Genomic DNA, 18270 nt, shown 5'->3' on the forward strand with positions numbered 1-18270 from the left:
GAGCCGTGCCCGCACAGCGCCGTCTCATCAATTTCGGCATCGGCGCCACCATGCTCTGCCTCCTCGTCGGCGGCGCGGCCCTCGCCGGCCAGGACGCCACGGACGCCCAGGCCGGCAAGGGCTCCACTCACAGTGCGCCGGATCCGGACGGGACGACCGCGATCGGCGCCTACCTGGACTACGGGCCGAAAGGCATCCAGCGGATGGGAGAACTGTCACGCTGGCTCGGCGGTACGGACCTTCGTGTCGGGCACAGTTATCTGCCGGGCGACCTGTGGGTGAACATCGAGGGCCGTCCTGGCTTCCTCGCAGCGTGGGCGGCCTGGCGGAAGGCCGACGAGGACAGGATGTTCGTGCTCAACACGCCCATGCTGGAGCGGAACGAGGCGCATGTCCCCGACGACGAGGTGCGCGGTCTGCTGCGGGCCGGCGCCGAGGGGCAGTTCGACAGGCACTTCCGCCGGCTGGCCGAGCGTCTGGTCCTGCTGGGCGTGCCGGACACGGTGATCGTCCTCGGTTGGGAGATGAACGGGACGACGTACACACACCGGTGCGGCCCCGATCCCGCCGCGTGGAAGGCGTACTGGCACCGCATCGTCACCACGATGCGGTCCGTGTCCGGCCAGGAGTTCCGCTTCGACTTCGCACCGAGCAGGGGACGGGACGCCGTGCCCTGGACGGAGTGCTATCCGGGTGACGACGTCGTGGACATCATCGGCATGGACTCCTACGACCAGCCGCCGGCGCGCACCTTCGACGAGCAGGTGAACGAGCCGTACGGCCTGCAGAAGCAGGTCGACTTCGCGGCCGAGCGCGGCAAGCCGATCTCGTTCCCGGAGTGGGGACTGTTCCGCAACGGCGACAACCCCGAGTACATGCGCCGCATGCTGGAGTGGATCGAGCGGCACGAGCCGGTCTACCAGACGATCACTGACTACTGCCCGCACGGGGTGTGGCAGTGTGCCGACAACCCCGAGTCCTCCCGGGTCTTCCGCGACATGCTGAGCGGACTGCCGGACGCCACCGGCCCCTCGGCGCCCGAGCCCGACGCGAGCGGGACACCGGCGGCGCCCGAGTCCGCTCCGACGGTGCCTGCTCCGGACACGGACGAGCCGGAATGGTGCGTCACCGTTCCGCTGGACGACTGGTTCAGCCAGTGGCTGAACGACCGTGGCTTCTGTGCGCGTGGCTGAAAGCCGCCCTCCGGCTGTCCGATGCCCGCCAAGGGCACAGACCGGTGGTGGCCGTGAAGCTGCCCGGTACGTATCGCTTCCCGATCTCCCGGGTCTCTTCGATACTGGTGGCGCACGTACCTGACCGATAGGTCGGATTCACACCGACGCCGGCCGGCCGTCGGCGCTCTCTCCAGGAGGAACCGTTGCGCATGCTCATCAACGTGCCGGAGACCGTCGTCGCGGACGGCCTCCGCGGAATGGCCGCCGCCCACCCGGAGCTCGTCGTGGACGCCGAGAACCGGCTCGTCGTCCGGCGCGACGCCCCGGTGGCGGGGCAGGTGGGGCTCGTGTCCGGCGGCGGATCCGGGCACGAACCGTTGCACGCGGGGTTCGTCGGACCGGGGATGCTGTCGGCGGCGTGCCCCGGGGAGGTCTTCACCTCGCCGGTGCCCGATCAGGTGGTGCGGGCGGCCGTCGCCGTCGACAGCGGTGCGGGGGTGCTGTTCGTCGTCAAGAACTACACGGGGGACGTGCTGAACTTCGACATGGCGGCCGAACTCGCCGAGGACGAGGGCGTCCAGGTCGCCCGCGTCCTGGTCGACGACGACGTGGCAGTGGCCGACAGCACGTTCACGGCGGGCCGGCGCGGCACCGGGGCGACGCTGTTCGTCGAGAAGATCGCCGGTGCGCTCGCCGACGAGGGTGCGCCGCTGGAGCGGGTGGAGGCCCTGGCCCGGCGTGTGAACGAGTCCTCGCGCAGCTTCGGGGTGGCGCTCGGATCCGTGACGACTCCGGCGAAGGGCACGCCGACGTTCGATCTGCCCCCCGGTGAACTGGAACTGGGGATCGGCATCCACGGCGAGCCGGGCCGGGAACGCCGGCCGATGATGACGTCCGGCGAGATCGCCGACTTCGCGGTGCACGCGGTGCTGGATGATCTGCGGCCCAGCAGTCCCGTGCTGGTCCTGGTCAACGGGATGGGCGCGACACCGCTGCTGGAGTTGTACGGGTTCAATGCCGAGGTGCAGCGGGTGCTGACGGAACGGGGCGTGCCGGTGGCCCGTACGCTGGTGGGCAACTACGTGACGTCGCTGGACATGGCAGGCTGTTCGGTGACGCTCTGCCAGGTGGACGAGGAGATGGTGCGGCTCTGGGACGCACCGGTACAGACGCCCGCGCTCCGCTGGGGCCGGTGAACGGGGCTTTCCACCGTGCGAGGAACAGGAGATCTTGTGCTCGACACCGATTTCTTCCGGCGCTGGATGGACGCGACCGCGGTTGCCGTCGGCCGTGAGGCGGACCGGCTGACCGCGCTCGACGCCGCGATCGGCGACGCCGATCACGGGAGCAACATGCGGCGCGGCTTCACCGCGGTGAGCGACGTCCTCGAGAAGGAGGCCCCCACGACGCCGGGGGCAGTGCTGACTCTGGCCGGCCGGCAGCTGATCTCGACGGTCGGCGGAGCGTCCGGGCCTCTGTACGGGACTCTGCTGCGCCGCACCGGCAAGGCGCTCGGTGACGCTCAGGAGGTGAGCACGGATCAGCTTGCCGACGCCCTCGGGGCGGGCGTCGCCGCGGTGGCGCAGCTCGGCGGGGCGCACGCGGGCGACAAGACGATGCTCGACGCACTGCTGCCGGCCGTCGAGGTGCTGGGCGCCTCGTTCGGGGAAGCCCGGGACGCCGCGCTGGCCGGCGCCTTGGCGACCGTGCCGTTGCGGGCGCGCAAGGGCAGGGCCAGCTATCTGGGCGAGCGCAGCATCGGGCACCAGGACCCGGGGGCCGCCTCGGCCGTACTGCTGGTCGGGGCGCTCGTCGAGGCCTCGGGGACGAGTGGCGGGGGTGACGCGTGAGCGAGGAGAAGCAGGTCGGGATCGTGCTGGTCTCGCACAGCGGGCCGGTGGCGGAAGCCGTGGCCGAACTCGCCAGAGGGCTGGCGGCCGGGGGCGCGACGGCGCCTGTGGCGGCGGCCGGAGGGACCTCGGCCGGCGGGCTGGGGACGAGCGCGGAGCTGATCGTCGAGGCGGCCAGAGCGGTCGACAGGGGTGCCGGGATCGCGCTGCTCGTGGACCTCGGGAGTGCGGTGCTCACCGTGAAGTCGATGCTGACCGGGGGCGGTGGACTGCCCGAGGGGGCGCGGCTGGTGGATGCCCCGTTCGTGGAGGGTGCTGTCGCCGCGCTGGTGACGGCGTCGGTGGGTGGCGATCTGGACGCCGTGGAGGCGGCGGCCACGGACGCGTACGGTTACCGGAAGGCGTGAGCACCCCGGCAGGGAGGGGCGGTCGGCGTCAGGGGGCCGCGTGCCGGCTCAGGTCACCGCGCAGGCCGCTCCGTTGAGTGTGGACCCCGTGGCCGGGGCGTAGGTTCCGGAGCAGGAATCCTGGAAGCCGGAGGACTGGCTGGCGCCCGCCGCGAGCCGCCCGTCGAAAGCGGCGTTGACGGCCCTTACCGGTCCGGGGGCCGGAGTGGGCGTCGCGTTCCACGCCTGGGTGACCGTCTGGCCGGGTAGCAGCGTGAAGCCCGGCTCCCAGCCGTCGAGCGGCGTGGTCCCGGTGGGGGTGAGTGTGACGCCGGCGGTGGACCCGCCCGGCCACGAGTCCGCCGTGCAGCTCACCCGGCAGGGCCCGGGCGTACCCGGCTCGCTCGGGCCGGGGACGCCCGGGCGAAGGAGCTGGCGGCGAGGACCGCTCCTTCCTGCCACGGCTCGGACCCGGTCTGGACGCCGGTCAGGTACCAGGAGGCCTGCGCCATGCTCCGGGTCACGGCCCCGTCGACGAAGTCCATGGCGTCGAGGCTCCGGCTCGTGACCGCGGACGGGGCGGCACCGGGGGCGCTCCCCTCCGTCCCGGGGCGGAACCCACGGGGCTGGTGCTCGTCCGCGCACGGCCCGGCCGCCACCGGTCTCCGGCATTCCCGCATGCACCGGAGCACACAGCGGGACACCGTACGGCTCCCGGGCGGGGTCCGGGAGCCGTACGGCGTCGCGGCTCGCGACGGGGCGTCAGGCGGCGGGTGCCACCGACCCGGCCGCCACCTCGATCCGTACCTGCCGGGTGACGCCGTTGACGGTCACGGCCAGTCCGGCGGTGCCCGGGCGGAGCGCGGTGAGCGTACCCGTGGCGGGGTCCAGCGTCACGACGTGGTGGTTACGGGCGTCCTCCGCCTCGCCCACGTGGACGTTCGGAGAGCCGGTCCAGTCCGTGCTGAGCGGGAAGGCCGCCGGCACGGTCCGCGTGCCCTGGGTGACGTACGCGCCGACCCTCGTGCGCTCTCCGGCGACGAGCGCGGAGGGGGCCTCCGGAGTCAGGCCGTCGACATGGGCGCGGGTCTGTGCGGAGATCCAGTCGGGTCCGCCTTGCCAAGGCTGACGGCGCGCCCTCGCCTGTTCACCGGCCGGGACGCGGTCGGCGCCGATCAGGGACCAGCCGGTGAACCCCCCTTCGTCCGCGGGTCCTGCCGGCGCCTTGCCGGAGTTCCCGTTGATCAGGTACGGGACTCCGTCGACGTGCGAGGCGTGGAAGACCCCGGCGTGGCTGCCGATGAGCGCCGCGCCCTTGCCCGTCGTACGGCGGAAGGCGGCGAGCCACTGTTCCACGAGGGCCGCCTCCTTGCGGTCGCTCAGCTGACTCCCCTTCTGCACCGTCGGATCGCGCGGGGGCACGTGCTCGATCAGCATCACGGAGCTGACGGACCGGTCCTCCGCCGCCGCGTCGAGCTGTGCGCGCAACTCCTTGATCTGGGCGAAGCCACCCCCGCGAAGGCTGAGACCCGACGTGTCGAGCGTGATGACCCGGGTTCCCTTGTGGTCGAACGTCCGCCGGGCCGGCCCGAACTCTGCGATGAAGTTGTCGATCTTCCCGCCCATCACCTCGTGGTTGCCCGGTACGTAGTACCAGGGCAGCGAGTCGCCCAGTTCCTCCTCGAGGAGCCGGCGGGCGAAGGCGAGGTCGGCGGGCGATCCCTCGTCGACGAGGTCGCCGTTGACGACCAGGAAGTCCGGCCGCGCCGCCTTGATCTCGCGCAGGGTGCGCCGGGCCTGCCGGACGACGGCACTGTCCGGTTCCCGTGCGACGAACTGGGCGTCCGACATCACGGCGAACCGCCAGTCCCTGCGCTCGGTGACCGCGGCGGTGTCGATCAGCGGGTCGGCGGGCTCCGCCTGTTCGGGCAGAGCGACCGTGGGCGGCACCTGGGCGGTGAGGCCGTCGATGACGATCTCACCGGTGTACTGCCGGGTTGCCGCTGTCTCCGCGAGGTAGAAGCGGTGCACGGACAGCGGCGTCGCCGTGCCCGGCGGCACGGCGAAGGTGACCTGCCGCCAGCCGGTCCAGGTGAGGTACGGTCCCCGCAGCAGCTGGTCGGACCCGGCGGCGTCCTTGAGGTGCAGGGTCGGCCAGGCGCCGTGGCCGTCTCCCTTGATCCAGAGGGTGTACGCCTGCGGCTGGCCCGGTACGGCGACGGGCCGCGGCGGGGCGGCGTAGACGGCGCGCGTCGCCGTGGAGCGGGTGAAGTCGTAGGTGAGCCGGAGACCGGTGCCGGTGTGCCCGTCCGGTGTGGCGCCGAGCGAACCGTCCGCGCGGGCCTGGCTGAACTTCCAGGACCCGGCGTCCTCGAAGTCCGCCACGGCCTGCTCGGTGAGACCGACGCTCACCGCGAGGGTGGTGCTGACACCTGCCACGGTGGCCTTGATCCGGCCTGATCCGGATCCGGTGAGGGACCTCACGGTGAAGGATCCCCGGCCGTCGTCGTCGACGGCGAACAGCGTGTGGTCGTAGTCGAGGGTGAGGTCACCCGGTTCGACGGGAGCACTCGCACCGTGGGCGTCGAGTCCGACGACGCCGAAGCTGCCGGCCGCGTCCTTGTCCGCCAGCCCGACGCGTGTGGTGGTGGACCGGATCCGGTCCAGCCTGCCGAGGACGGTGAGCCGGGTGCCGCCGTGGGCGCCGGCACGTTCGGCCCGCACGTCGGTCGTGCCGCTGCGACGTGCGGTGAAGGTGCCCCGGGCGTCGACGCTGCCGACCGCCGGGCTGACGGCGCGCCAGCGCGGGGCGCCCGCGGCGGGGCCGTAGGTCTCGTCGTATCCGGCCGCCGTGAGCTGCCGGGTCAGGCCGGGGAAGACCCGCTCGGGGTGACCGCCGCCGACCGGGTCGTCACCGGGGGCCGCGCCGGAGGGCGTACGGGTCTCGACCCAGAACCCTTCGAGGCGCCCGCTGCCGTCGGGGGCGGTCAGGGCGAGGCCGTTGGGGACCGTGCGCTCGCTGCCGTCGGACGGGCTGTTCTCGACCTGGAGCACGTCGCTGCCCGGCTCACGGGCGACGAGCGTCGAGGAGCCCCCGCCGTCGAGATTCAGGGCGCTGTACGAGCCGGCCCTGCGCATCATCTCGCCGAGCTCGGTGAGGGTGACACCGCCGCTGTCGGTCTGGCGGCCGTCGACGGTGACGACCTGCATGGTCCGGCCGTCCTTCGAGAACCCGACAGCGGTGCGGGGCGCCGCGGTGTTGTTGCCCTCGCCGTCGTGGTCCTGCGCCACTCCGTCGACGACGAGCAGCTCCCGGCCACCTACGGCGGTGCGCGGTACGTCTCCGCTGTCGGTGCGTGCCCGGTATTCGATGCCGACCGGATCGCCCGGCCTCAGGGCGTTCAGCGGTCCGGCCCCGGCCTCCCGGCCCACCAGGACCACGGTGTCCTCGGGTACGGGCCCTGATGCGGGGGTGTCCGACACGGAGACGACCTCACCGTCCCGCACCGCGACTTCCGCCACGGGCTGTGCGCCGTCGACGGTCAGCGCCCTGTCGGCGCTGCCCCAGGCCGAGGTGTAGGCGCCGACGCCCTGGGCCGGTACGTTCGCCGCGTTGTACGCGTCCAGCGGGTGCGCTCCGGAAGGGAGGGACAACGTGCCCTCGAAGTAGAGCTCCAGGACACGGCCTGCGTTCCCCGGCCCGATGCCCACCGCCCGGTTGACACCCGGGGCCGGGGAGTGGACCGTCCGGCCGTCCTTCACCCCGGGCCCCTGGGGAGCTCCGGTCTGGTTGATGTCGAAGAAGTCGGCATTGACCGCGGCGACGGTACGGCGGCCCGGCCCCGGGTCGTGCCCGGCGGCGAGTTCGGAGATCGTGTGCCGGTCCGCGACCTTGCCCGAGGAGAGGTAGTCGGCGCGCACGCCGCTGCGGTCCAGGTCGACGGAGAGAGCGTCGACCCGCAGCCACTTGTCGGACTCTAGGCGGTCGTACGAGCTCAGACGGACGCCGGGGGCGAGGGGACGGGAGGCGCGGGCGGTCTCGATGCCGTCACCGTCCACGACGGATCTCGCTTCGCCGGACGGACCGCTCGCGGCGGGCGGGGCGACGGGCCTGAGGACCTCGGCAGCGGTGTACGGGCGGGGGTCCGGAGTCTGGTCGGCGGCCGCGGGTGTGACGGCCCCGGCCGCCATCGCCCCTGCGGTCGCCAGCAGCACGAGTGGCCGCACGACGCCGCGAAATGTGCCAAGGCCCACAAATCCTCCTGGTGCAGAGCAGATCGCGCGGAATGCACTGTCGGCGGACAGCATGACCGGGCTCACCAGGAGGCACCAGAGGGCATCGGGGACGTCAGGAGGAACAGCGTGCGGCGGACGAGTGGCCCCCTGGCGGCCCGGGCCGTGCCCTGCGGTCTGCGGGCCGCCCGCCCCGGTATCCGTGGACCGGTGGCCTTCCGTCTTCCCGGCCCGCACACTTGACGGCATGCCGACGGTCAAGCGCAGTGCGGGGCTTCTGCTCTTCCGGGTCGTCACCGGTGAGGACGGCCGGCCGGACGCCGAGGTGCTGATCGGCCATATGGGCGGACCGTTCTGGGCCCGCCGTGAGGCAGCGGCCTGGTCCGTCCCCAAGGGGGAGTACGTGCCTCCGGAGGAGCCCGCCGCCGCCGCGCGCCGGGAATTCGAGGAAGAACTCGGGCTGCCTCTTCCGGACGGAGCGTGGATGCCGCTGGGAGAGACACGTCAGTCCGGCGGCAAGACCGTCACCGTATGGGCCGTGGAAGCCGGCCTGGACCTTGCCGGGGCCGTGCCGGGGACCTTCACCATGGAGTGGCCGAGGGGGTCCGGTGTGCGGCGGGAGTTCCCGGAGATGGACCGGTTCGCCTGGTGCACACCGGAGGACGCACTCGAACTGCTGGTGGCGGGCCAGCGGGTCTTCGTCGAGCGGCTGCGCGCCTACGTCCGGGAGGGGCGCGCTCCCTCGGAGGCGTAGGGGCCGGGGCCCGTCACCGGGCTGCCCGCCCGGAGTTCGGTCCGTTCGCCGGTGAAGCGGCTCCGGAAGCTCCGGTCGTGCGAGACGACGACCGCTCCCGCGTACCGACCGGGTGCGGCTTCCATTTCCCCGACCAGGCCGAGCGCGGTGTGGTCCGTCGGCTCGTCCAGGATCAGCAGGTCCGCCGGGCGGGTCACCAGCCGGGCCAGGGCGGGTCTGCGCTGCTGCCCGAGGGAGAGGGCGGCCACGGGCACGGTCAGGTCCGCCGGACGCCTCGGGGACGTGGCTCGACGTCAGCTGGGCGCGGGTGCGCCGAAGAGACATGGGCGCTTTCCCTGAAGTGGCGTGTCCTCGGCGGGGCGCCGTCGACGCCTCCCGCGTGACGGCGCTCCATGGGGGCGTGAGGGCGAGGTGCGTCAAGGACGGGGCGGGCGTCGGTCCGTGCCGCGCTTGACCACGTCATGGCCGAGAGACACGGCCGCGGCCCCGCCGTCCGGCGGTCTGCTCAGGACGAGCACGGCGACGTCGTCGCGGCGCACTCCGCCGGAGAACCTCTGCAGGTCGCTCTGGAGCGCGTCCAGGACCTGATCCGGTTCGCGCCCCGCCCATCCACCGAGCCGCTCGTCGAACGGGTAGAAGGCACCCGTCGCGTCGCGCGCCTCGGTCACCCCGTCGGTGAGGACCAGCAGGGCGGCGTCCGGAGGAAAGCTCAGCCACTCCGCTGCGCGCGCCTCATCGCTCAGATCGGCCATGCCCAGCGGTACGGATGTCCGATGCAGGGCGGCCACGGCCGCCGCCCCGTCGTACAGCAGGCGCGGCGGCAGATGGCCGCAGTTCACGGCCCGTACCCGGTCACTGCCGTCGAAGCACAGCAGCAGGGCGGTGACGAAGCGCTCGGTCTCACCTGTCTCGGCGGAGAAGGCGTTGTGCCGTACGACCGCGTCCTCGACGGAGTCGGCCACCGCCGTGAGCTCGGACTCTCGCACGGCCGCCTCCCTGAACGCGCCGAGCGCGGCGAATCCGGCCCCGATCGCGGGCAGTCCCTTGCCCTGCACATCGCCGATGATCACTCGGGTTCCATGGGGCGCCTGCACGACCTCGTAGATGTCACCGCCGACGAAGCGGTCCTCCTCCATCGGTTCGTAGAGGCCGTGGACACAGACCTGTCGTGTGGTGACGGGGAGCGGGCGCAGGATCTGACGCTGGAGCGCGACGACAGCCGAGCGGAGTCTCGCCACCTCGGTGGCGTGCCGGATGCGCGCGGCGCAGGCCACGACGCCCAGAGTGCTGGCGAGGGCCGTGAAGCCGATGAGGAAGACCACGTCCCAGAAGGCACCGGTGGCGGCGATCCGGGATCCGACGACGACCAGGGTGACCCACACCGCCACTGCGGTGGTCTGGCGGACCGTGCAGAAGACGGAGGCCAGCGCGGGCAGCACGACCAGGAGCGGGATGAGGGGCAGGTCGTTCCCGGTGAGGGCGTCGAGGAGGACGACCGCGGCGGTCAGGAGGAGGAGCCAGAGGGAGAGGGCCCGGTTCCCGATCCGGGTGGCGCCCGCCGTCTCTTCCGGATCCGGGTCGGGCAGCGTCGGCCTGCGCGCCGCCGACGGGCGCCGGAGCCCTATGACCACGGTACGCCTCCAGTTCGTCCCTGACGTCCCACGTGTTCCAAGCTACCCGCCCCTTGGTCCCGGGTCCTGACGTCGGTGCGCGGGTCCGCGTCCCCGGGAGGGCCCGCCGGTACGAGCGCCGGCGGGAAGAAGGTCCTGCGGCGAAGGGGGGAAGCCGAGCGATTAGTGGAGCCGGACGGCGGAGGTGTCCGATGCGGCGGCGTGCGGGAAGGGTGTCTCGCCCCTCCCGGATGCCGTGGGCGACCGTCCGGACGGGACGGCGCGAGCCCCCGGCCCCGCGCCGCCCCGTCGGCGCGGACCCACTGATCCCGGTACGGCCCGGGAATGCGGTCGCTCCCCGCCCTCACGGCCAGGTTCCCGGCGCGGCGGATGCCGAGACAGGTGACCGTCCCCACGGTGCGCGGCAGGAGCGGGCCGGGGCGGGTGCGCCCGGCCGGATCCAGCGTCTCCGGCACGCCGGCCGGGCCGAGCAGCACCGCTTCCGGGGCGGGGGCGGCGTCCGCGCCGTCGTCCACCAGCTGGGCCCCCTCGGCCTGGAAGGCCGTCTTCCGGTGGAGTGGCAAAGGCCCACGCAAGGCAGTGAGGGCGACGGATGTGCCGGGGCCCGCGAGCGCGCCCCGGCACCGGCCCGGTCCCGGGCGTCCTGGGCGTCCGGCAGGGCCGGCCAGGGACCGGCGTCGGGGCGGTGGCGCGGGATGCGGCCGCGCCGCTCGGCGAAGCGGGTGGGGGCCGCTCGGCGACGCGCGGGGTTGTCCAGCGGAGGGGGCACGGCGATCCCCGGGACGGGGCACCGGGCAACGTCGACCGGTCCGCGCTCCGCGACGGGTTCCCGCTCGGCGACGTGGACGGGTCCGCGCCCCGTGACACGGTCGGGCCGGTGGTCCGCGAGGCGCTCGTACGGGCTGGGGGCGCGGCCTCGCCCACGGACTCACTCCGGTCACTGCCGGCGGGTGGGACAGGGGGTGTAAGGCTGATCGCCCCGCGCCTGTTCCCGGGCCGCCGGCCCGTTCACGGGCGTGCGGTCAAAACGCTCGCGGAGCGCGGCTCGTCCGTGGCACCCCCAGCCCGTACGAGCGCCTTCCCGCTCGTCCCCGCGGCATCACCGTGCGACCGGGTGGACCGGACCGTGCGGTACGCGGAACGGTTTCCCCGGCCGGTCCCGCGAATCGCGGACCTCTGCGCGGGATACGTCCCCAACGGGCATCTGCCTGTGGCACTCTGGATAAGGCCGCCCCACCGGGCTCCCCCGTACCGGTGGGGCGGTCCTGTGTGCTCGCGCACGCATCGGCTCCCCCACGGCGGCCGACGAGGACCACAGCGAGTATTTTCGGCCGATACCGGCGCACATGTAGCTCAAAACGGTCGCTCAGCACATGAGTTGCGGGCCATCGGGCAGACGCCCACACCTCATGGCACACAACCTGAGGAGCGTGACGGGATGGCCTTGCGCACTGCACAGACCGTTGGCGCGGAACGAGCAGGTGCCCCGGACGGGCTTCCCTGGATCGAGGACGCCGCGCGGATCGCCCCGCAGGACGCCCGGGAGCTGTCGAAACACTTCTTCGACAGCCTGCGGGTGCTCGAGGAGGGCACCCCCGAGTACCAGTACGCCCGGAACACCCTCATCGAGATGAACCTGTCCCTCGTGCGGTTCGCCGCCGGACGCTTCCGCAACCGGGGCAGCGGCGACATGGAGGACATCGTCCAGGTCGGCACGATCGGTCTGATCAAGGCCATCGACCGCTTCGACCTCTCCCGTGAGGTCGAGTTCACCTCGTTCGCCGTGCCGTACATCGTCGGCGAGATCAAGCGTTTCTTCCGGGACACCACCTGGTCCGTGCATGTGCCGCGCAGGCTCCAGGAGTTGCGTGTGGACCTCGCGAAGGCGAAGGAGACGCTGGCGGCGGGCCTCGACCGCGACCCCACGGTGAAGGAGCTCGCCGAGCATCTCGGTATCGGGGAGGAAGAGGTCACCGAGGGCCTCGTCGCCGCCAACGGCTACACGGCGGGTTCCCTCGACATCCCCGCCGACTCCACCGCCCCGACGGGCCGCGCGACGGGCGCGCGCACCTACGCGGACGTACTGGGTGAGCCGGACCCGGCGATGGAGACGGTGGAGAACCTGCACACGCTCGCCCCGCTGCTGGGTGGTCTCGACGCCCGTGAGCGCCGCATCATCGACATGCGGTTCGGTCAGGAGATGACGCAGGCCCAGATCGGCGAGGAGCTCGGCATCTCGCAGATGCATGTCTCCCGGCTGCTCAGCCGCATTCTCCGCCGGCTGCGTGACGGGATGCTCACCCAGGACTGACGCCGCGACAGGCACCGGGCCGGCCCCGCCTTCCGCGGGGCCGGCCCGGTCCTGTTGCGGCGGCATTGCAGCTTCGTGGCCACGTGCGCGTTCCGCTTCCGTCCCGGCGCGGGCGGCCTCTACGGTCCGTAACCAGTACGCCGCCGCGTCGCCACCGTGCTCGCGCGGACATCCCCGAACGACCGTGCGAGGTATGACATGAGCCAGCCCGTCGACTCCCTCACCGCAGGACACACCCCCGAGGACCACGACCGGCAGGGCGCCGGGACCGCGTGGTCCTTCGAGACCAAGCAGATCCATTCGGGCGCGGTCCCCGATCCGACGACAGGCGCCCGGGCGGTGCCGATCTACCAGTCGGCGTCATTCGTCTTCAAGGACACCAAGCACGCGGCCGACCTCTTCTCGCTGGCCGAGCCCGGCAACATCTACACACGGATCCACAACCCCACGCAGGACGTCCTGGAACAGCGGATCGCCGCGCTCGAGGGCGGAGCCGCCGCCGTCGCGCTCGCCTCGGGCCAGGCCGCCGAGACACTCGCGCTCCTGACCCTGGCGGGCTCCGGGGACCACATCGTCTCCTCCGCCTCCCTCTACGGCGGTACGTACAACCTGTTCCGCCATACCCTCCCCCGGTTCGGCATCGAGGTGTCGTTCGTGGAGGATCCCGACGACATCGAGGCGTGGCGAGCGGCGATCAGGCCCGGCACCAAGGCCCTGTTCGCGGAGACGCTCGGCAATCCGCGCGGCGACGTCCTCGACATCCGGAACGTGGCGGACGTGGCGCACGCCGCCGGAGTTCCACTGATCGTCGACAACACGGTGCCCACCCCTTACCTCCTGCGGCCGCTGGAGCACGGTGCGGACATCGTGGTCCACTCGGCGACGAAGTTCCTCGGGGGGCACGGTACGACGATCGGCGGCGTCGTCGTGGACGGCGGTACCTTCGACTTCGGCGCGCACGCCGAGCGCTTCGCGGACTTCCACGCCCCCGATCCCAGCTACCACGGCCTGCGCTACTGGCCGGACCTCGGACACGGCGCCTTCGCCGTGAAGCTGCGGGTGCAGCTGCTGCGCGACCTCGGACCCGCGCTCGCCCCGCACTCGGCCTTCCTGCTCCTGCAGGGCGTGGAGACGCTGAGCCTGCGCCTGGAGCGGCACACGTCCAACGCGCTGGCCCTGGCCCGCTGGCTGGAGGACCGGGACGAGGTAGCGGCGGTGCACTACGCCGGGCTCGAGACGAGCCCCTGGTACGCGGCCGGACAACGCTACCTGCCCCGCGGCGCCGGTGCCGTGCTCGCCTTCGAACTCCGGGACGGGGTGGAAGCGGGCAAGCGGTTCGTGGACGCGGTCGAACTGTTCAGTCATCTCGCCAACATCGGTGACGTGCGGAGCCTGATCATCCACCCGGCGTCCACGACACACAGCCAGCTGACCGAGGAGCAGCTCGCCGCCACGGGCGCCACCGCCGGCCTGGTGCGGCTCTCCGTGGGCCTGGAGAACGTGGACGACCTCAAGGCGGATCTGGAGGCAGGGTTCCGCGCCGCGAAGGCGGCGTCCTGAACCGGGTCGCCGCACCGCCGGCACTCCCCCTTCCACCGGCGTCCGGGGGCTGGCGGGAGGGGGACCCGCCCGGCCGCCGTGCGTGGGTGGCGCTCGACGGTCCGCTGGGGCTCGAATCCGGTGACGCGCTGCCGGATGTACGGCTGGCGTACGAGACGTGGGGCCGGCTCGCGCCGGACGGTGCCAACGCGGTGCTGGTCCTGCACGCTCTGACAGGTGACAGCCACGCGGCAGGCCCCGCCGGGCCCGGGCACCCGACGGCAGGCTGGTGGGACGCGCTGATCGGCCCGGGCAGGGCACTGGACACCGATCGCTGGTTCGTCGTGGCACCGAACGTGCTGGGCGGCTGCCAGGGCAGCACCGGCCCGTCCTCCCGGCGGCCCGACGGCGTCCCCTGGGGCCCCGCCTTCCCGTACCTGACGATCCGTGACCAGGTGGCGGCGGAGGCCCTGCTCGCCGATGCCCTGGGAATCGGCCGATGGGCCGCTGTGATCGGCGGCTCCATGGGCGGGATGCGGGCGCTCGAGTGGGCGGTGAGCCGCCCCGGCCGTACGGGGTCGCTGCTGGTGCTCGCCGCACCTGCCGCGGCCTCGGCCGAACAGATCGCTTGGGGAAGCACGCAGATCGCGGCGATCAGGAACGACCCGGGCTGGCAGCAGGGCCGCTACCACGACGCCCCGCCCGGCTCGGGGCCGCACCGGGGACTCGGCCTGGCCCGGCGGATCGCCCACGTCACGTATCGCAGCGAGGCGGAGCTGGGGACGCGGTTCGGCCGACGGGCGCAGCCCGGCGAGCTGCCCTCACAGGGCGGGCGCTACCAGGTGGAGTCGTACCTCGACCATCACGCGGGCAAGCTGGTGCGCCGTTTCGACGCCGGCAGTTACACGGTGCTCACCGAGGCGATGAACGCACACGACGTGGGCCGGGGCCGCGGTGGTGTCGCGCGGGCGCTGCGCCGGGCGGACATGCCCGCCCTGATCGCCGGCATCGACTCGGACCGGTTGTACCCACCGGCGCAGCAGGCCGGGACGGCGGCGTGCCTGCCCGGCGCGGACCGTCTCCGGATCATCGAATCCCCGTACGGGCACGACGGGTTCCTCATCGAGGCCGGCCAGGTGGGTGCCCTCGTAAGGGAGCTGCTGCACTCCGGCCCTCCGGCCCACCGGTCCTGACCGCAGACTTCTTCCTCTGGAGCGCCCATGAATTCCGTGCCCCTGTCCGAAGCGGCATACGACCGGACGCGGCTACGCCTGTGGACCCGCGGGCGTGCGAGAATGGCAGGGATCGACCGTCGTGATCTGCTGAGACTGATCGCCGCGGCCTCGGTCGCGGCCCCGCTGATCCCGGCCGCCGCGTCCCCCGCCCACGTGGCGCAGTCGTTCGCCGGGGTGGTGAAGCCCTTGCCGCCGGAGCTGTTCACGGTGCGCGGCACCAACGCCGAGACGAACTTCGCGGCGCTGCGGGGCACGGGGCTGCTCACTCCCGTCGACCGCTTCTTCGTCCGCAATCACACCTTGACCCCGATCATCGACACGGCGCGGTGGAAGCTGACCGTCTGGGGCAGCGGACTCACCGGTGGTCCCGTGGACTTCTCGTACGAGGCGCTGCGGGCACTGCCCTCCATCGCCCGCACCGCGTTCGTCGAGTGCGCCGGCAACGGCCGGAGCTTCTTCGCCTCGCAGCAGGGCCAGCAGGTCAGCGGCACCGCCTGGACCCTGGGCGCGATCGGGACGGCGCGCTGGCGCGGCGTACGGCTCGCCGAGGTGCTGCGCCGGGCCGGGATCGGCCGGCACGCGCTCGACGTGCTGCCGCGTGGCCTGGACGCGGAGGTCATCAGCGACGGAACCGACCTGGGCCGGGTGCGCAGGCCACTGCCGGTGGCGAAGGCCCTGGACGACGTGCTCCTCGCCTACGAGATGAACGGCGAGCCTCTGCCGCCCGACCACGGCGCTCCGGTCCGGCTGATCGTGCCGTCGTGGGTGGGCGTAGCGAACATCAAGTGGGTGGGTGACATCGAGGTGAGCGCGGAGCCGCTGCTGACCCCGTGGAACACAGGGCTGTACCGGCTCTTCGGCCCCGGGTACCCGCCCGGGGGCAGCGCGCCACTGACCCGCCAGACGCTCAAGAGCGCGTTCGAGCTCGCACCCGGTGCCTCCTTCGCCGCCCGTCGCAGGCATGTGCTCACCGGTCGCTCCTGGTCGGGCGGCGCACCGGTGCGTTCGGTCGAGGTCAGTACCGACGGGGGGACCCGGTGGCGTCCCGCGCGGCTGCGCGACGAGCCCAGGTCCGGGAGCTGGGTCCGTTGGGCCGCCGACTGGGTCCCGGAGGAGACGGGCCCGGGCGTCCTGCTCGCGCGGGCGACGGACCGCTCGGGCCGCACCCAGCCGGCGACGACCGCGCACAACACGCAGGGATACCTCTTCGACGCGGTGGTGAGGCATCCGGTGACCGTGGTCTGACCGGCTACGCGGAACGGCCCGCGTAGTACGTGGCGATCATGTCCTGGCCGCCGTGTCCGGCCGCCTCCGCCCGGGCGAACCGCTCGGCGGAGGCGGCGACCAGGTCGAGCTTCACTCCGGACGCCCCGGCGGCGTCGAGGATCAGCCGGGAGTCCTTGAGCGCGGTGGAGAGCGCGAAGCTCGGGGAGAGGTCGCCGGAGAGCACCGCCGCGGACTTGCCCTGGAGATACGGCGTGTCCAGCGGTCCGCCCTTCACCGCGTCCAGGAAGAGCTGCGGATCGAGCCCGAGTCCCTCGGCGAGATTGAGGCATTCCGCCACGCTGTTGACCATGTTGATCACCCAGGTGTTGGCGACGAGCTTGAGCCGGGTGGCGGCTCCCGGTTCCTCACCGACCCATACGGTGCGCTGCCCGATCGCCTCCAGGACGGGCAGCGCCGTCGCGCGGGCACTGGACGGACCGGAGACGAAAACGGTGAGTGTGCCCTGCTCCGCGGGCTGCTTGGTTCCGGATACCGGGGCGTCGAGATAGACCAGTCCCAGTCCGGCGGCCCGGTGGACGAGGTCGATCGTGGCATCGAGACCGACGGTGGAGCTCTGCAGCCAGACCTGCCCCGGGTGCAGACCGGGCGTCGCGGCGGTGAGGGTGTCCGCCACCGACCGGCCGTCGTTCAGGGCGGTGAGGACGACGTCCGCTCCGCGTACCGCTTCCTCCGCCGTCTCCGTCACGGTGGCGCCCTGGACGGCCAGCGGCTCCGCCTTGGACCGTGTGCGGTTCCAGACGCGGACGGACAGCTGCGCCCTGAGGAGGCTGCGGGCCATCCCGGATCCCATGATCCCGGTGCCGAGGACCGCGACGGACGGCGTGCCGGGGGCGGCGTCGGCGGGGGATGCGGTGGCCATGGAGGTGTTCCCTTCGTCGGTGCGGGGCGGTCTCGGGACCAGTGGGTCTCAAGACTGCCGCAGCGCGCTCTCCAGAGTGGCGCGGTGCACGGCCCTGGCGAGTCGCGCGCCCCAGCGCGAACGCGGACCGGCGAACGGCTCCCCGGCCTGCTCTCCCGGATCGGGTGCGGCCACGCACACCGCGTCCGTCGGCGTCCCGGAGCAGTCGAGTCCGGCGTCCACGAGCGCCTGGACCTTCGCCTCGGTGGCGGTGGCCACCGCGTTGACCAGGGCGGCGTCGGAGAGCGCCACGGGGAGGGTGACGACGATGTTGACGGTGCCCGGTGGGAGCGCGCCGTCGGCGCCCGGGGCGGGGGTCGCGGCCCATCCCCGTACGCCGAGGCCGCTGGTGACGGTGGCGCTCACGCCTCCGTCGTCGGCGACGGTGTACGCGGTGACATCGGCGGCGGTCATCAGCCCGGCACCCGGGCCGTCGAGAGCTTCGGCCACCGCGATCTCCGCGAGGTGCCGGTCGGGGTCGAGCCGGGGATAGCCGCCGGGCACCTGCGCGTTCAGGATCCAGGCGCGTGGGCCGATCCCGCCGCCCAGCACGGCGCTGCTGCACACCCGCCAGCCAGGTCCCAGCCGCCAGACCAGATGGTGCAGCCCCAGGCCGTCCTCCTGCCGCGTCAGCAACTCGCCGCGCTGACGGGGCAGGAAGATGTCCGCAGATCCGATGGCGCACCCCCGTGAAGGCCTGCCGGCGGTCGGCAACGGCGCGTCGATCATACGGGCGGACCGGGGCCCCGCATCAGGCGCACCCGGGAAAGCATTCACCCGAATGGCGTAATCCACGTGACGGGCCGATATCCGCGTGGAGCTGGGCCATCGCCCTCCCCCGGTGGTCTGGGCAGCCCGCCGCCCAGGCCGGGAAGTTGCAGCGGCCAAGCGGGTGAGGCGCGATGGAATCCGGACGCGCCTCCTCTGCTGGACCCAACCGCAGGACGCGCCCGGGCGAGGAGGGATCGGCC

The 18270-nt window shown here is 72.9% G+C and carries 15 protein-coding genes and 1 pseudogene; 9 read left to right on the forward strand and 7 right to left on the reverse strand.

Annotated features, from left to right (window positions below; genetic code table 11):
• Positions 1–5: 5 nt before the first annotated feature.
• The 4 genes from ACF1FZ_RS15675 to ACF1FZ_RS15690 all read left to right on the forward strand — a co-directional run bounded on the left by ACF1FZ_RS15675 (position 6) and on the right by ACF1FZ_RS15690 (position 3432).
• Positions 6–1193 (forward strand): glycoside hydrolase family 26 protein, encoded by a 1188-nt coding sequence (locus tag ACF1FZ_RS15675; RefSeq protein ID WP_391773930.1) that lies wholly within the window; start codon positions 6–8, stop codon positions 1191–1193.
• Between the two features lie 185 nt (positions 1194–1378).
• On the forward strand, positions 1379–2371 hold the full coding sequence (gene dhaK, locus ACF1FZ_RS15680; protein WP_391773931.1) for a dihydroxyacetone kinase subunit DhaK: 993 nt from the start codon (positions 1379–1381) through the stop codon (positions 2369–2371).
• 36 nt (positions 2372–2407) lie between these two features.
• Positions 2408–3025, forward strand: a complete 618-nt coding sequence (gene dhaL / locus ACF1FZ_RS15685; protein WP_391773932.1) for a dihydroxyacetone kinase subunit DhaL — start codon at positions 2408–2410, stop codon at positions 3023–3025.
• Positions 3022–3432, forward strand: a complete 411-nt coding sequence (locus ACF1FZ_RS15690; protein ID WP_391773933.1) for a PTS-dependent dihydroxyacetone kinase phosphotransferase subunit DhaM — start codon at positions 3022–3024, stop codon at positions 3430–3432. Before dhaL ends, ACF1FZ_RS15690 begins: the two co-directional genes overlap by 4 nt.
• Before the next feature lie 48 nt (positions 3433–3480).
• Here the strand turns inward: ACF1FZ_RS15690 and ACF1FZ_RS15695 are convergent, their stop codons facing one another.
• The 3 genes from ACF1FZ_RS15695 to ACF1FZ_RS15705 form a co-directional block, all read right to left on the reverse strand.
• Entirely contained in the window at positions 3481–3786 is a 306-nt protein-coding gene (locus ACF1FZ_RS15695; protein ID WP_391773934.1) for a cellulose binding domain-containing protein, read from the reverse strand.
• The gene (locus tag ACF1FZ_RS15700) at positions 3783–3956 is read right to left on the reverse strand and encodes a hypothetical protein (protein ID WP_391773935.1); all 174 of its coding nucleotides are present in this window, start codon (positions 3954–3956) and stop codon (positions 3783–3785) included. The genes ACF1FZ_RS15695 and ACF1FZ_RS15700 overlap by 4 nt, the downstream gene beginning before the upstream one ends.
• 217 nt (positions 3957–4173) lie before the next feature.
• Positions 4174–7602 (reverse strand): phosphodiester glycosidase family protein, encoded by a 3429-nt coding sequence (locus tag ACF1FZ_RS15705; protein ID WP_391774027.1) that lies wholly within the window; start codon positions 7600–7602, stop codon positions 4174–4176.
• A gap of 289 nt (positions 7603–7891) precedes the next feature.
• On the opposite strand from ACF1FZ_RS15705, the gene ACF1FZ_RS15710 reads away from it, so the two are divergent.
• Positions 7892–8398 (forward strand): NUDIX domain-containing protein, encoded by a 507-nt coding sequence (locus ACF1FZ_RS15710; RefSeq protein WP_391773936.1) that lies wholly within the window; start codon positions 7892–7894, stop codon positions 8396–8398.
• On the opposite strand, the pseudogene ACF1FZ_RS15715 reads toward ACF1FZ_RS15710, so the two are convergent.
• A pseudogene (locus ACF1FZ_RS15715) lies at positions 8362–8670 on the reverse strand (ATP-binding cassette domain-containing protein); the annotation flags it as partial. The gene ACF1FZ_RS15710 and the pseudogene ACF1FZ_RS15715 overlap by 37 nt on opposite strands.
• Before the next feature lie 144 nt (positions 8671–8814).
• Positions 8815–10029 (reverse strand): PP2C family protein-serine/threonine phosphatase, encoded by a 1215-nt coding sequence (locus tag ACF1FZ_RS15720; RefSeq protein WP_391773937.1) that lies wholly within the window; start codon positions 10027–10029, stop codon positions 8815–8817.
• Between the two features lie 1438 nt (positions 10030–11467).
• On the opposite strand from ACF1FZ_RS15720, the gene ACF1FZ_RS15725 reads away from it, so the two are divergent.
• From ACF1FZ_RS15725 to ACF1FZ_RS15740, 4 genes are all read left to right on the forward strand, one after another.
• Positions 11468–12340 (forward strand): SigB/SigF/SigG family RNA polymerase sigma factor, encoded by an 873-nt coding sequence (locus tag ACF1FZ_RS15725; RefSeq protein WP_391773938.1) that lies wholly within the window; start codon positions 11468–11470, stop codon positions 12338–12340.
• Between the two features lie 198 nt (positions 12341–12538).
• Entirely contained in the window at positions 12539–13900 is a 1362-nt protein-coding gene (locus ACF1FZ_RS15730) for a bifunctional o-acetylhomoserine/o-acetylserine sulfhydrylase (RefSeq protein WP_391773939.1), read from the forward strand.
• Positions 13897–15072 (forward strand): homoserine O-acetyltransferase, encoded by a 1176-nt coding sequence (locus ACF1FZ_RS15735; protein WP_391774028.1) that lies wholly within the window; start codon positions 13897–13899, stop codon positions 15070–15072. Before ACF1FZ_RS15730 ends, ACF1FZ_RS15735 begins: the two co-directional genes overlap by 4 nt.
• Before the next feature lie 27 nt (positions 15073–15099).
• Complete coding sequence (locus tag ACF1FZ_RS15740) at positions 15100–16359, forward strand: sulfite oxidase (protein WP_391773940.1); 1260 nt, start codon at positions 15100–15102, stop codon at positions 16357–16359.
• A gap of 4 nt (positions 16360–16363) precedes the next feature.
• Here ACF1FZ_RS15740 and ACF1FZ_RS15745 read toward each other — a convergent pair whose 3' ends face one another.
• On the reverse strand, positions 16364–17260 hold the full coding sequence (locus ACF1FZ_RS15745) for an NAD(P)-dependent oxidoreductase (protein WP_391773941.1): 897 nt from the start codon (positions 17258–17260) through the stop codon (positions 16364–16366).
• 48 nt (positions 17261–17308) lie between these two features.
• Positions 17309–18028: an adenosylcobinamide amidohydrolase gene (locus ACF1FZ_RS15750; protein WP_391773942.1), complete on the reverse strand. Its 720-nt coding sequence runs from the start codon at positions 18026–18028 to the stop codon at positions 17309–17311.
• Positions 18029–18270 lie beyond the last annotated feature (242 nt).

The organism is Streptomyces sp. NPDC014623, assembly GCF_043088245.1.
In the GTDB taxonomy this organism is placed as follows: Bacteria; Actinomycetota; Actinomycetes; order Streptomycetales; family Streptomycetaceae; genus Streptomyces.